Consider the following 13,008-nt stretch of genomic DNA (forward strand, 5'->3'; position numbering starts at 1 on the left):
CAGCTTCCCAGCAAACCACTTTTTCAGCGGGAGAGCTTGTCGAGGTGGCGGAAGCCGTCTGTCGCGAAGAAGACCATGACGAAGAGCAGGCCGTTGTAGCCCATGTGAAGCAGGGATGAAGCCCAGACGGAGCGCATCCGGATGCGGACGGCGGAGAGGATGAGGCCGACCAGGCTGAGGACGGCGACGGCGTTCCAGGCCTTGCCGAGTTGGGCGGCGTGCATGCCCGCGAAGAGGGCGCTGGAGATGACTGCACCGAAGATCCACGCTGGAGTGCTGGTCTGGTCGGTGTCGCGCCAGAAGGCGCTCTCTGCGTCGCCGAAGTACTGGCGGGTCCAATCGAAGGCAATGGCGAAGGTCTTCAGAAGGAAGCCGCGGAAGAGGATCTCTTCAGCGATGGGCGCGAAGAGCGTTCCGAAGATCGCCATGAACCAGATGTCGCGCGAGCTGTGGAAGAAGTTGTCGATGGGCATGTTCTTGGGCAGAGACATGCGCGCGGCGGCAAGCTGGGCCGCCACGGCCAGGCACAGACCGCTAGCCACGAGGATGGGGGAAACGGGACGGGCGCGGGCCCAATTCATCTCAAGCACGCTGCCGACCGGGCGCTGCCACAAGGCACGCAGCAGAGGGTACGCGGCGGCTGCGGTGAGGGCGTAGGCGAAGAACTCGATGGCGATGCTGAGCAGCGGATGGCTGTAGGCACCGATGTCCGATTGCTGGATGTGGTGAAGCCGGCGGAAGCCGTAGATCGCCACAAAACTGACGAGCGCCATGCTGAGACCCAGCAGCGTGAGCACGAGAAGCGTGGAGCCGGCGTGAGGCTGCCGCGGCAATCGCGGCGGCTGGGGCGAGGCCGATGGATCGTCCCAGGCGTGAGGTTCGGCGACGCTGTCTGGCCCGGCGCTCCGAAAGATCACGCGGCGCGATCCTGCGCAGAGGAACGCGGCGTGCGGGTGCGGGTTACGGGTGCGGCAGGTAGGGCGTCTTCGCCTTTGGCGCGGGCCGCTTTCTTCGCCTTGCTCTTGGCAGCGGCCTGCTTTGCGGCAGCCTTGCGGCGGGCGTTGCGTTCTTCAACGGAGGGAGTGAACTTGGTTGGGTTCGCGACGACGGTGGAGACGACGACAGGCTCGACGTACGCCGGGGCGGGATTGCGCTTGCTGGCGGGACGTTCCTGGTAGAGCCTGGCGAGGAAGCTGCCGGTGTGCGAGGCCGCGACTTCGGCGAGCTGCTCGGGCGTTCCCTCGGCGACGACGGTGCCGCCACCTTCGCCGCCCTCCGGGCCCATGTCGATGAGCCAGTCGGCGTTGCGGATGACGTCGAGATTGTGCTCGATGATGATGATCGAATTGCCGAGATCGGTGAGGCGCTGCAGAACTTCGAGGAGCTTGCGCACGTCGTCGAAGTGCAGGCCGGTGGTGGGCTCGTCGAGCAGGTAGAGCGTGCGGCCGGTCTGGCGCTTGCTGAGCTCTTTCGCCAGCTTCATGCGTTGCGCTTCGCCGCCGGACAGCGTGGTGGCGGACTGGCCGAGGTGGATGTAGCCGAGGCCGACGTCGACCAGGGTTTGCAGCTTGCCCTTGACGTTGGGGATGTCCTTGAGGACATCGAGAGCGTCGCTGATCTGCAGGTCGAGCACGTCGGCGATCGAGTAGCCGTTGAACTTGACCGACAACGTTTCCTGGTTATAGCGGCGGCCGTTGCACACCTCACACACAACGTAAACGTCGGGCAGGAAGTTCATCTCGATGCGGCGCTGGCCGTCGCCCTGGCAGGCCTCGCAGCGGCCGCCCTGCACGTTGAAGGAAAAGCGGCCGGGCTTGTAGCCGCGTTCGCGCGATTCGGGCAGCATGGCGAACAGGTCGCGGATGGCGGAGAAGACGCCGGTGTAGGTGGCGGGGTTGGAACGCGGCGTGCGGCCGATGGGAGACTGGTCGATCTGGACGATCTTGTCGAGCTGGTCGGTGCCGGTGATGGCTTTGTGTGCGCCGGGCTCTTCTTTGCTGCGGTAGAGCTGTTTGGCGAGCGAGCGATAGAGGATGTCGTTGACGAGGGTGGATTTGCCCGAGCCGGATACGCCAGTGACGACCGTCATGACGCCGAGAGGGAAGGTGGCGGTGACGTTTTTGAGGTTGTGGGCGCGCGCGCCTTCGACGGTGATGGCACGGCCGCTGAGGGGACGGGGTGCATCGTTGGAGCGGATGTCGAGCTCGCCGGAGATGTATTTGCCGGTCAGCGATTCAGGGGTGGCGGCGACCTGTTGGGGTGTGCCCGCGGCGATGAGCGCGCCGCCGTTCTTGCCGGCACCGGGGCCGAGGTCGAGAACGTAGTCGGCTTTGCGAATGGTGTCCTCGTCGTGTTCGACGACGAGCACGGTGTTGCCGAGATCGCGCAGGTTTTCCATGGCGCTGATGAGGCGCTGGTTGTCGCGCTGGTGCAGGCCGATGGAGGGCTCGTCGAGGACGTAGAGGACGCCGCGGAGACGTGAGCCGATCTGGGTGGCGAGGCGGATGCGCTGGCCTTCGCCGCCGGAGATGGTGGCGGCGCTGCGATTGAGCGAGAGATAGCTGAGGCCGACGGCGTTGAGGAATTCGAGACGCTCGATGACCTCGCGCTGTAGGCGGTCTGCGATGAGTTTGTCGCGCCCGTGAAAGCTGAGGTCGCGCGCAGTGTTGAGGGCGCGTTCGAGCGAGAGCGAGGTGAAGTCGCTGATGGATTGACCGGCGACCTTGACGGCGAGTGACTCGGGGCGCAGACGCTTGCCGGAGCAGGCGGGGCACTCGGTGGCCGACATGTACTGCATGTAGTACTCGCGGAAGGTGTCGGACTTGGACTCTTCGAGCGTGTCGCGGAGAAAGCCAAAGATGCCGTGGAATCCGGTGCGACCGGCTTCGCTGCGCGGCGGCCCGTAGAGCAAGAGCTTCTGGTTGGCTTCGGAAAGGTCTTCGAAGGGGACCTTGAGATTGATCTTGTTCTTGTCGGCGAAGAGCTTGATGAGGCGCTGCAGGTAGGCGGAGCCGGAGCCGGGACCCATGGCGCCGTCGAGCAGCGGCTTGGACCAGTCGGTGATGGTCTTGGCGGGATCGAAGTCGTAGATGGAGCCGAGGCCGTTGCACTCCGGGCAGGCGCCGAAGGTGGAGTTGAACGAGAAGGAGCGGGGCTCCAGCTTGGCGACGTTGATGCCGCAGTCGGGGCAGGCCATGGAGGAGCTGTAGAGGGTCTCCTCGGCCGGGCCACCCGCGGAGCTTTGGATGGCGACGATGACGAGGCCTTTGGCCATCTGCAGCGCCTTCTGCACGGACGACTCGAGCCGACGGGTGTCGGGCTTGCCGTCTGGGCCTGGCTTCAGCAGGACTCGGTCGATCACGGCTTCGACGGTGTGGTTCTTGCGCTTTTCCAAGCGCATGCCCTCGGTGATCTCGATCATTTCGCCATCGACGCGGGCTCGGAAACCCTGCTGGTCGAGGGCTTCGAGTTCTTCGCGGAACTCGCCCTTGCGGCCGCGCACGAGCGGGGCGTAGATGGTGATGCGTTCGCCGGGGGAAAGGGCGACGACGCGCTCGACGATCTGGTCGGCGGATTGACGGGAGATCTCGTGGCCGCACTTGGGGCAGTGCGGCTTGCCGACCGAGGCCCAGAGGAGGCGCAGGTAGTCGTAGATTTCGGTGATGGTGCCGACAGTGGAGCGGGGCGAGCGCGAGGTGGTCTTCTGCTCGATGGAGATGGCGGGGGACAGGCCGTCGATCGAATCGACGTCGGGCCGCTCCATCTGGTCGAGAAACTGGCGGGCGTAGGCGGAGAGGGTTTCGACGTAGCGGCGCTGGCCCTCGGCGTAGATGGTGTCGAACGCAAGCGAGCTCTTGCCCGAGCCGGAGAGGCCGGTGACCACGGTGAGCGAGTTCCGCGGGATGGAAACGTCGATGTTTTTCAGGTTGTGATGGCGGGCACCACGGACCGTTATGTGCGACACACTCATGAGTCAGGGGGCGTGCCCTGTGCGTAGAAAGTGCGCAAGGCCGCAACAACTAGGATACGGCATCCGTGTGATCGCCCCTGGCATGGGTCCCGGGCGGCGAGCACCTCGCGGATGGATGGCACAAAGGTGGCATGTCGGAGAAGACCGATGCTGCCGATGGGGAAGTACCCACAGAGACACTTACGTGCGGCATGGGACCCCGGCACACTGCAAGGGAGCTTCGGCAGGATGTACGACCGAAGCCCGTGTGTGTTTTTGCTGAATGGACAGGAGCAGCTTGTGACGACCGTTGTACTTCTATGCGTAGTGTGTTCGGCCCTGGCAGGGGGAGTTTTGCTGGCCTACGGGCTGTGCCTGGGCATGTTCCGGCTGTTGCGCATCCACTCCATGCAGGTGGCGCAGCAGCGCATGCTGCGGCAACAAGCAGCGCAGGCAGCGGTCGCGCAGGCCTGAACCGGGTTTCCTGCCGGGTCCGCTTAGTGTGCTGTGCTGGTGTTGGAGCGCAGGCGCTGAAGCTGTTCGAAGATTTCCTGTGGTGTCTTGACGCCGTTGGGTGAGGCCGGTGTGGCGTTGCCGTCTGCCGGTTGCGCGGGAGCATCGGCCGTGGCCGTGCCGTTCCCGGTCGCGGGCGGGGCGAAGCCGGGGTTAGCCGGTGGTGCGAAGCCTGGGTTCGCGGGTACGTTGCTGGCGGGCTGGCGCGAGAACGAGTTCGACACAGGGCTGGGGTTCGCGTCGGGGGCCTGGGTCGGATTTTGCTGGGCGAAGCTGGTTGCCGGGCTGGCCGGGGTCGCCGCACCGTTGCGCGCGGTGAAGGTGAGCCGTGCCGGCGTTGTTCCCACTCGGTCGACAAACAGCATGTTCACCGGAAGGCCGCTGACCAGATCGGACAGGACATCCACGAGCGGAGCGGGACCGTAGCTGCCATAGATGCGGTCGGAGGGCGGACTGCCGACCATGCGGATGCCGGTGCGGGACGCGACCTGGTCAAGTACCTGGGCGAGCGATTCGCCTGAGGCAGAGATGCGCAGCAGGTGGCCGTCCCACTCGATAGTGGTCGCGCCCTGCGGCACAGGCGGATTAGCCGACGGCAGTTGCGATGGGCTGATGGCGGTGGGAGCCGTTGCCGGTAGCGGTGTTTGTGCCGCTGCGGACCATGGCAACAGGGCGCTTGAGGCGAGGATGCCTCCCGCGAGCGAAACGGCCGTCCTGGCTTTCTGGTTCATTGCCGCCTCTTGCCATGGAAGTTGCGTCTCATTCAGCATAGACGCGATGCGGGAAAGAAGGTCCGCGCGGCGAGTGACGCGGGCGGAGGCGGCATGAGGATGTGGAAACAGATTGGGGCCGTGTGGCTGCTGGGGACGGCGGCGAACGTGTGGGCACAGCAATGCACGACCCAGGCCCGAATGCAACCGGCAGACCGCACGGCGCTGGTGCAGTCGGCTACGGCGATCGCCTCGGAGATCCAGGCGAACCAGGTAGACGCGGTCCGGCAGGGGACAGTACCGGAGATTGCGCAGAACTTCGGCGGGATTGCGAATGCCATCGCCACAGTCTCGCCGCACCTGACCGGAGCCACGTTTACGCCCAGCACGGTTTGGATTCTGGATGCGCGTGGTAGCGCAGGCTCTACCAAACCGGTCGATACGCAGTTCTTCTGCAACCTGAACGGCGGATCGCAGTCGGCCGTGTTTACGTTTCAGGCGCTGCCTCCCGGGCGATATGGGCTGGTGATCCTGGATGCTCCGAAGGCGCAGCCGCCGTATGGACTGGCGCTGCTGCTGCGGGAAGAGAGCGCGGGGACGTGGAAGCTGGGAGGGTTCTTCCCGCGGCCCACGACGGCGGCCGGGCACGATGGGGTTTGGTACTGGAAGACCGCGCGGGCCGATGCGCAGAGACGCCAAAGCTGGAATGCATGGCTGAACTACAGCGAGGCCGAGAGGCTGCTGCGGCCGGCGGCATTCGTGAGCAGCTCGCACCTGGACCAACTGGAGGAGGAGCAGAGCAAGGCTGCTCCGACGGCGCTTTCTGGCGGCATTGGACCGAGCACGCCACTGGTGATCAAGGCGAAGGACGGGACAGAGTATCGTGTCACCGCGCTGGCGCCTGATGACACGCTGGGGAAGGAGCGGATTGACGTGGCGATGCACTTTGTCGCCGAGCCGATCGCCGATCCTGCTGCAGCGCGGGCGCGCAATCAGCGTGCGGCAGAGGCGCTGCTGAGTGCGTATCCGGAACTGCGTGAGAGCGTACACGGCGTCTGGATCTATGCCGAACCGGAAAATGGAGCGCCGTTTGCGAGCGAGGAGCCGGTGAGCAATCTGCGCTAGAGACATGGGGCGCTCGCACTTGGGAGTCGTCACCGGGGCCAAGTCTCCGTAGAATGGAGATTGGTATGCGTGAAACGAAAACGCTGGAGCAGGCAATCCGCGAGCGCCGGTCGACGCCGTCGTTTGACGGCTCTCCGATGCCTCCGGAAGATCTGCGCCAGATCCTTGAGGCGGGCATGGCTGCTCCGTCGGGCTACAACGTGCAGCCGTGGCGATTTGTAGTGGTGCAGACGCCCGAGCAGAAGCGGAAGCTGCGGGCCGCCTGCTTCAACCAGGCCAAGGTGGAAGAAGCGTCGGTAGTGATTGTGTGCTGCGGCGATGCCGATAGCTGGCGGCGCGACGCGGACGAGATCATCCGGATGGGGCTGAGCGGTGGCATGCCGGAGAGCTATGCCGCGCAGTTGAAGACGTACGTGCAGAACTACTTGTCGTCGCTGAACGAAGACCAGATGCACGGCTGGCTGAACAAACAGGTGTCACTGGCCGCCGCGTTCATGTTGCTGACGGCGGAGACCATGGGCTACGACACCGCTCCGTTGGAAGGGTTTGAGCAGGAGCGGGTTCACGAAGTGCTGCGGCTGCCCCTGAGTTATTGGGTAGTCAGCCTGCTGGCCATTGGAACGCTGCAGGGAACAGACAAGTACGACGGTGGACGATTTGGCCTGGCCCACGCCGTTTCCTCGGAAGAGTACGGAAAGCCTCTTCGGTGAGGCGGGGTACCCGGCGCCGGCTGCTGGCCGTTGCGCTCGTGTTTGGTTTGTCGTTCGCGCTGGCTGGATCGCTGCTGGTGTATTTCGCGCCGTTCTGGCTTATCGAGCGGATGACCGATGTGTATCTGCTGAAGAATGGCGTGCACCATCGCGAAGTGCTGGTGGACGGTCACCGCATTCACTACCTGGAGGCTGCACCGCAGAAGTCGGGCGGCGTCGAGAAGCCGGTGGTGCTCATCCATGGACTGGGCGCGCGGGCCAGTGACTGGGCGGCCCTGATTCCGGCACTGGCGAAGGGTGGGTATCACGTCTATGCCTTGGACCTGCTGGGGTATGGCCGTTCGGACAAGCCGTTTCATGGGGATGCTTCGCTTTCGAGCGAGGAGCGTATCGTGTCTGGGTTTATCGGCACGCTGAAGCTACAGTCGCCAGCCGTGGGTGGGTGGTCGATGGGCGGTTGGATTGCGGCAAAGCTGGCGCTGGATGAGCCGGCCAAGGTACGGCGGTTGATGCTGTTTGACGCGGCTGGCGTGTACATGGCGGTGGACTTTCCGATCACGCTGTTCAGCCCGTCGAACCGGGAGCAATTTGATGAACTGGTCGACCGGATTGAACCGAATCACCACTATGTGCGGGTTCCGGCAATCACGATACCGGGATTGCTGCGGAACTTTCAGCGCGGCAAGTGGTTCGTGAACAGTTCGCTGGAAAGCATGCTGGACGGCCGAGAGATCCTTGATTTCCGCCTGCATCGACTGAAGATGCCGGTGCTGATTGTGTGGGGGACGGAAGACAAGCTGACGCCAGTTGCCGGGGCCGAACGCATGCATGCGGCCGTGCCGCAGTCGGTGCTGGTGGAGCTGGAGGGCTGCGGCCACCTGGCTATCGCGGAATGCTCATCGACGGCTATTCCGCCGACGCTGCGGTTCCTGAATGCGGATCCGCCGCTGCCCGGGAGCGTGTCGGTCGTTCCCGCGCCGAAGCGATAGGCGAGAGACAGGCTCGACCGGAGCGCGCGATCAGGAGTTGGCGGAGCGGTCTTCTTCAGCCTTCCACCGGTAGGCGCCTGACTGGTCGAGGCCAAGGTGCGCGAGCACGCGGCAGCAAAACTGAATGGCCATCTCGTGGACGGATTCCGGCCGGTTGTAGAAGGTGGGGATCACCGGGAAGATTGTCGCTCCAGCCTCGGCGGCTGCGGTCATGTTGCGCAGGTGAATGAGGTGGAAGGGCGTTTCGCGGACGCATAGCACAAGCGGACGGCGCTCCTTGAGCGTGACGTCGGCGGCGCGCTCGATAAGCCGGTTGGCGAGACCGTGGCTGATCGATGCGAGGGTTCCCATGGAGCAGGGCAGGACGATCATGCCGTCTGACGGGAAGCTGCCGCTGGCGATGCCGGCGCCGACGTCGGCGTTGTCGAGCAGGTCGAACTTGCGGTGGTTGGCGATGGGGGCGGGAGCGAGCTCCTGCAGCGCCTGGAAGATGCTGCTGCGACCGCCAGGCAGGCGGTGCTCCTCCGCGAGAACGCGCAGGGCGTGATCGGAGACGAGGAGGCTGACGCGGCGAACGCGGTCGTCACGCCCGAGCAGGTGGAGCATGGTTGCGGCAAAGATGGAGCCGCTGGCGCCTGTGACGGCGAGCGTGAGATGGCCGGTGCGCGGCTGAAATTCGAAGTTCATGATGTCCGATTTCAGTATCGCGCGGATGTTGCGCTGCTGGCTCTTTACCGCTGGTTGGAGAGTGCTGTTTGCTTTGGGGCTAGAGCGCTCGATCGTTCTTGCGTTGGAGCGCGAAAGCGATGATGGTGGTCCAGTCGCCGAGAGGCCGGGTAAGGTCGGCTTCGATCGACGGGTCGGGCAGGTGGATCTCCGCTGCTGAGATTTCGGGTTCCGTCGCGTCCTGGAAGCAGAGCTCGCAGATGCCGAGGCCGCCTGCCGAGCGGACGGGCGGACCGAAGACGCGGCAGGTCATGGGGCGGTGGCTGTAGAGGTCGCAGGTGCCGGTGGCGGGGTCGAGAACGGGGCAGGGCTCGTCGTTGGCGAAGTCTTCAAAGCGCTCCTGCGAGACCTCGTCGATGGCGAGATGGCCGGTCGTGGGATCGCCCGGGAAGTCGGGAGCGAGCTTCATAACGGTTGCCGAGACTCGCCGCCGGATGCGGGATGCGCGGTCCGGGTCGGTTTGGGAAAGGGAAGCCAGGCCAGCCTGCAGGCGCGCAGCGTCGAGGCTGCTGATGGCGAAGACACCGTGGCAGCAGGGGGTGCAGCCGGGATGGCAGACGAGGTGCGGGCCGCTGCGGAGCGTGGCGTCCGCGAGAGCGGCGTCCACGATTTGTACGAGTTCGAGGTCACCGGGCGGGTACATTGTGCGACCTACAAGATGCGTCGAAGCGCGGCTGGAAGCGTATGGCTGCGCTGGAGGATGTGCTACCCGGCGACGTTCGGGAGCGGTTCGCCGAGGACGCGCTGGAAGACGGCCGGGACGTTGTTCAGGCGACGCTGCACATCGAAGGCACGATCGATACGATCGGGCGTGAGCAGGGCCGTGATTTGCGGATCCTGCCGGACCAGGTCGCGGAAGACGAGGTCTTCGGTCCAGGCGCGCATGGCGAGCGATTGCACGACGCGGTAGGCGTCTTCGCGCAGCATGCCGGCCTCGGCAAGCTCGAGCAGAAGCTGGCCAGAGAAGACGAGTCCGCCGGTGAGCTCCAGGTTGCGGAGCATGCGCTTTGGATAGACGAGCAGGCGGTCGATCAGGTCGGTGGTCTTCGCAAGCAGGTAGTCGGCCAAGGTGGTCTGGTCGGGTAGGATGACGCGCTCGGCGGAGCTGTGGGAGATATCGCGTTCGTGCCACAGGGCAACATCTTCAAGTGCTACTTGAGCATTCGACCGCATGACACGCGCCAGGCCGCAGATGTTCTCTGCCGTGATTGGGTTGCGCTTGTGCGGCATGGCGCTCGAACCCTTTTGCTTCGGGTTGAAGAACTCTTCCGCTTCGCGCACTTCGGTGCGCTGCAGGTGGCGGATCTCCGTTGCGATCTTGTCCAGTGAGGAGGCGATGACCGCGAGGGTGCTGACGTAGGCGGCGTGGCGGTCCCGCTGAAGCGTTTGCGTGCTGACGGAGGCTGTCTGCAAGCCGAGGCGCTCGCAGATCTCCTCTTCGAGGGCGGGCGTGACGGTGCCGAAGCTACCGACTGCTCCAGAGAGCTTGCCGACGCGCATGTCTTCGGCGGCGGCGGTGAAGCGGCGGATGTTGCGCTGGCACTCCTCGTACCAGAGCAGAAGCTTGAGGCCGAAGGTGGTGGGTTCGGCGTGGACGCCGTGGGTGCGACCGATGGTGGGGGTGAGGGCGAACTCCACCGCGCGGCGGCGGAGGACGGCGGCAAGGCCGTTCAGGCCCTCGAGGATGCGCTGGGAAGCTTCGCGGATCTGGAGCGCCTGCGCGGTGTCGACTACGTCTGTTGAGGTGAGGCCGAAGTGGAGCCAGCGTGAATCGGGGCCGACGTTTTCGGCGACCGCCGTGGTGAAGGCGATGACGTCGTGGCGAGTTTCTTTCTCGATCTCGCGGATGCGTTCGACGGAGAAGCTGCCGCGCTCGCGGATGGCCTTTGCGGCCTCCTGCGGCACGATGCCGGCATCGGCAAGAACCTCGCTGGCGGTGGCTTCGACCTCAAGCCAGCAGCGGAAGCGGTTCTCGTCGGACCAGAGGGCGCGGAAGGCGGGCCGGGTGTAGCGGTCGATCACGGCTAGTCTTCAACGCCCAGCAGGGCGCTCATCTCTTCGTAAAGGAAGCCCTGGCCGGGCCGGTAGGGCTGCACCCATTTGCCATCGATGACGAACTGCGGGATGGCCTTCTTGCCGACATTCGCGAGCACTTCATCCGCGGCACCGGGTACGCGCTCGATGTCGACTTCTTTGTAGGGGATGCTGTGCTTGTCGAGGAAGCGCTTTGCCTCGCGGCAGTCGCGGCACCACACGGCGGTGTACACGGTCAGGTTCATACAGGACCATTCTACCGGCTTAGCCGGGGACTCAGGTGCAGGCTTACGGCCCGCAGTGAAGCGGATGCCGAATGCAACCGTTCACTGTGGCGCGTTCGTCGTTGGTTATTGCTCGTGATAGTTGCGGATCAGGCCACCATCGATGATGAACGTGGAACCTGTGACGTACGCGGCATCGTCGCTGGCGAGGTAGGCGGCCAGGCCTGCGACGTCTTCGACGGTGCCCATGCGGCCGAGCGGGATGTTGCGGAGCAGTGGATCGAGCTTGGCCTTGTCGTCGAGCAGGCCCTTGTTGATGGGCGTGATGATGGCGCCCGGCGCGATGTTGTTGACGGTGATGTTTTTGGGGCCGAGTTCGACGGCGAGATCGCGCATGAGCATGCGCAAGCCGCCTTTGGAGGCGCAGTAGCTGGCGAAGTGCGGGAAGACCATGTCTTCGTGCACGGACGACATGTTGATGACGCGGCCGGGCAGGTTGGCGGCGAGCAGTCGGCGCACGAAGGCCTGCGTGGTGAAGAAAGGGCCTTTCAGGTTGACGTTGAGGACCATGTCGTAATCGGCCTCGGTGACGTCCACGAAGTCCGAGCCCTTCTCGATACCGGCGTTGTTGACGAGGATGTCGGCTTTGCCAAAGGCGTCCCAGGCGGCGTCGACGAGCTTTTGCGATTCGCTGACTTTCGAGATGTCGGCCTGTACGGCGATGGCTTTGCCGCCATTGCTTTCGATCTTGGCCTTCATCTGGTTCGCGGCATCGGCGTTGCCGAAGTAATCGATAACCACGCTGGCGCCTTCAGAGGCGTACCGGTCGACGATGCCCTGACCGATGCCGGAGGATCCGCCGGTGACGATTGCTACTTTGCCTGCAAGCCGCTGTTCACTCATGGGCGGTTGGATGCGGGTGGTACTGCTTCCGTCCCGTGAAAAGTTACGCCCTGGGTTGTCGGCGAGCTTGAAAGAAGCTGGTCAGCATGGAGCTGCATTCGTCGGCGAGAAGGCCGGCGGTCACGTTGACACGGTGGTTGAGTTGGGGATGGTTCATCACGGAAAGAACGGAACCGCAGGCGCCCGCTTTGGGGTCGGGCGCGGCGTAGACGAGGCGAGCGATGCGGGCGTGAAGGATGGCGCCGGCGCACATGCTGCAGGGTTCGAGCGTGACGTAGAGATCGCAGCCGGTGAGGCGGTAGTTGCGGAGGTGTTGCGCCGCCTGGCGCATGGCGACGATCTCGCAGTGCGCGGTGGGATCAGAGTCGCGGATCACACGGTTCTGACCGCGGCCGATGATGCCGCCGTTGTGAACGACGATGGCACCGACGGGGACTTCGCCTTCGGCAGCGGCCTGCTTCGCCTGGGCGATTGCCTCTTGCATGAAGTCCTCATCGCTCATGGACCCTGAGTTTACTTTGCGGGTGGGGTGGCGAGTTCGGTGAGATAGGCCTTGCTGATCGTGTTCTGAGCCTTCGCGACCGGGAGCGCGGTGGGGTAGAACTGCACGAACGTGGTGTCGACCGCGGCGTGCGCCTCGTGGCAGGTGTAGCAGCCGGCAGGCTTTGCGACCAGGTGTTCCGTGCCGTCCTTGTCGAGGACGTAGAAGGCCCACTGACCCGCGCGCTTCTGGTGCAGCTCAATGCCGTCGATTGCGTGGCCTTGCGTGTGACCGCCGCGGCTGATGGACACGTTCTGCTCGGCCATCCGGTTTTCGAGGACGAAGGTTGTGCCGTCCGGCCAGGTGCCCGTTTGCTTGAAGGTGCGCCAGGCTTCGGGATTGACGAAGACGTTGTCGAAGACAGATGGGCCGGTGTGTGGCGAGGCGGCTGCGGCATAGGTCATGTCCAGACCGCTTGTCATGTAGACCCACTCGCGGTAGTCGGCGGGAACCGGGATCTTCTTTTCGGGCTGCTGCGCGTGCGCTTGGGGGAAGGCGAGGAGCACCGCTGCCATAGCAGCGAAGGAAATTAGCGACTTGCGCACGAACACCTCGGCGATAGAGAAGGCTGAACTGGTGACCAG

14 protein-coding genes are annotated in these 13,008 nt (G+C 64.6%); 4 read left to right on the top strand and 10 right to left on the bottom strand.

Features of this window, described 5'->3' with window-relative positions:
• Window positions 1–23 precede the first annotated feature (23 nt).
• Both OHL12_RS03030 and uvrA read right to left on the bottom strand, forming a co-directional pair.
• Window positions 24–917: a CPBP family intramembrane glutamic endopeptidase gene (locus tag OHL12_RS03030; RefSeq protein WP_263412361.1), complete on the bottom strand. Its 894-nt coding sequence runs from the start codon at window positions 915–917 to the stop codon at window positions 24–26.
• Window positions 914–3,970 carry an excinuclease ABC subunit UvrA gene (gene uvrA, locus OHL12_RS03035; RefSeq protein WP_263412362.1) on the bottom strand — a complete coding sequence of 1,019 codons (3,057 nt, stop codon included), beginning with the start codon at window positions 3,968–3,970 and terminating at the stop codon, window positions 914–916. The genes OHL12_RS03030 and uvrA overlap by 4 nt, the downstream gene beginning before the upstream one ends.
• A 279-nt stretch (window positions 3,971–4,249) precedes the next feature.
• On the opposite strand from uvrA, the gene OHL12_RS03040 reads away from it, so the two are divergent.
• Window positions 4,250–4,423, top strand: a complete 174-nt coding sequence (locus OHL12_RS03040; protein WP_263412363.1) for a hypothetical protein — start codon at window positions 4,250–4,252, stop codon at window positions 4,421–4,423.
• 23 nt (window positions 4,424–4,446) lie between these two features.
• Here OHL12_RS03040 and OHL12_RS03045 read toward each other — a convergent pair whose 3' ends face one another.
• A complete protein-coding gene (locus OHL12_RS03045) occupies window positions 4,447–5,193 on the bottom strand; it encodes a RodZ family helix-turn-helix domain-containing protein (RefSeq protein ID WP_263412364.1) in 747 nt (248 codons plus the stop codon).
• Window positions 5,194–5,286: 93 nt separating this feature from the next.
• Between OHL12_RS03045 and OHL12_RS03050 the strand changes: the two genes are divergently transcribed.
• The 3 genes from OHL12_RS03050 (at window position 5,287) to OHL12_RS03060 (ending at window position 7,996) form a co-directional block, all read left to right on the top strand.
• Window positions 5,287–6,297, top strand: coding sequence for a hypothetical protein (locus tag OHL12_RS03050; protein WP_263412365.1), 1,011 nt, complete (start codon window positions 5,287–5,289; stop codon window positions 6,295–6,297).
• A 65-nt stretch (window positions 6,298–6,362) separates the two neighbouring features.
• Window positions 6,363–7,007 carry a nitroreductase family protein gene (locus OHL12_RS03055; protein ID WP_263412366.1) on the top strand — a complete coding sequence of 215 codons (645 nt, stop codon included), beginning with the start codon at window positions 6,363–6,365 and terminating at the stop codon, window positions 7,005–7,007.
• Window positions 7,004–7,996 (top strand): alpha/beta fold hydrolase, encoded by a 993-nt coding sequence (locus tag OHL12_RS03060; protein ID WP_263412367.1) that lies wholly within the window; start codon window positions 7,004–7,006, stop codon window positions 7,994–7,996. The genes OHL12_RS03055 and OHL12_RS03060 overlap by 4 nt, the downstream gene beginning before the upstream one ends.
• Window positions 7,997–8,026: 30 nt before the next feature.
• On the opposite strand, the gene OHL12_RS03065 is transcribed toward OHL12_RS03060, so the two are convergent.
• From OHL12_RS03065 to OHL12_RS03095, 7 genes are all read right to left on the bottom strand, one after another.
• Window positions 8,027–8,683 (bottom strand): UbiX family flavin prenyltransferase, encoded by a 657-nt coding sequence (locus OHL12_RS03065; RefSeq protein WP_263412368.1) that lies wholly within the window; start codon window positions 8,681–8,683, stop codon window positions 8,027–8,029.
• A 79-nt stretch (window positions 8,684–8,762) separates the two neighbouring features.
• Window positions 8,763–9,365, bottom strand: coding sequence for a YkgJ family cysteine cluster protein (locus OHL12_RS03070; RefSeq protein WP_263412369.1), 603 nt, complete (start codon window positions 9,363–9,365; stop codon window positions 8,763–8,765).
• 62 nt (window positions 9,366–9,427) lie between these two features.
• The gene (gene purB, locus OHL12_RS03075; RefSeq protein WP_263412370.1) at window positions 9,428–10,744 is read right to left on the bottom strand and encodes an adenylosuccinate lyase; all 1,317 of its coding nucleotides are present in this window, start codon (window positions 10,742–10,744) and stop codon (window positions 9,428–9,430) included.
• Window positions 10,745–10,746: 2 nt separating this feature from the next.
• On the bottom strand, window positions 10,747–11,001 hold the full coding sequence (locus tag OHL12_RS03080; protein WP_263412371.1) for a glutaredoxin family protein: 255 nt from the start codon (window positions 10,999–11,001) through the stop codon (window positions 10,747–10,749).
• 105 nt (window positions 11,002–11,106) lie between these two features.
• A complete protein-coding gene (locus OHL12_RS03085; protein WP_263412372.1) occupies window positions 11,107–11,883 on the bottom strand; it encodes a glucose 1-dehydrogenase in 777 nt (258 codons plus the stop codon).
• A 43-nt stretch (window positions 11,884–11,926) separates the two neighbouring features.
• Window positions 11,927–12,385 carry a tRNA adenosine(34) deaminase TadA gene (tadA, locus tag OHL12_RS03090; RefSeq protein ID WP_263412373.1) on the bottom strand — a complete coding sequence of 153 codons (459 nt, stop codon included), beginning with the start codon at window positions 12,383–12,385 and terminating at the stop codon, window positions 11,927–11,929.
• A gap of 11 nt (window positions 12,386–12,396) precedes the next feature.
• Entirely contained in the window at window positions 12,397–12,939 is a 543-nt protein-coding gene (locus OHL12_RS03095; RefSeq protein ID WP_263412374.1) for a cytochrome P460 family protein, read from the bottom strand.
• Between the last annotated feature and the right edge of the window lie 69 nt (window positions 12,940–13,008).

Origin of the sequence: Terriglobus aquaticus, assembly GCF_025685415.1 — a bacterium.
GTDB lineage: Bacteria > Acidobacteriota > Terriglobia > Terriglobales > Acidobacteriaceae > Terriglobus > Terriglobus aquaticus.

Excerpts from the sequence above, each read along its gene's own strand:
- tadA (WP_263412373.1), bottom strand. The coding sequence starts at position 12,385 with ATGAGCGATGAGGACTTCATGCAAGAGGCAATCGCCCAGGCGAAGCAG.
- OHL12_RS03095 (WP_263412374.1), bottom strand. The coding sequence starts at position 12,939 with ATGGCAGCGGTGCTCCTCGCCTTCCCCCAAGCGCACGCGCAGCAGCCC.
- uvrA (WP_263412362.1), bottom strand. The coding sequence starts at position 3,970 with ATGAGTGTGTCGCACATAACGGTCCGTGGTGCCCGCCATCACAACCTG.
- OHL12_RS03045 (WP_263412364.1), bottom strand. The coding sequence starts at position 5,193 with ATGAACCAGAAAGCCAGGACGGCCGTTTCGCTCGCGGGAGGCATCCTC.
- OHL12_RS03070 (WP_263412369.1), bottom strand. The coding sequence starts at position 9,365 with ATGTACCCGCCCGGTGACCTCGAACTCGTACAAATCGTGGACGCCGCT.
- OHL12_RS03065 (WP_263412368.1), bottom strand. The coding sequence starts at position 8,683 with ATGAACTTCGAATTTCAGCCGCGCACCGGCCATCTCACGCTCGCCGTC.
- OHL12_RS03055 (WP_263412366.1), top strand. The coding sequence starts at position 6,363 with ATGCGTGAAACGAAAACGCTGGAGCAGGCAATCCGCGAGCGCCGGTCG.
- OHL12_RS03080 (WP_263412371.1), bottom strand. The coding sequence starts at position 11,001 with ATGAACCTGACCGTGTACACCGCCGTGTGGTGCCGCGACTGCCGCGAG.
- OHL12_RS03050 (WP_263412365.1), top strand. The coding sequence starts at position 5,287 with ATGAGGATGTGGAAACAGATTGGGGCCGTGTGGCTGCTGGGGACGGCG.
- OHL12_RS03085 (WP_263412372.1), bottom strand. The coding sequence starts at position 11,883 with ATGAGTGAACAGCGGCTTGCAGGCAAAGTAGCAATCGTCACCGGCGGA.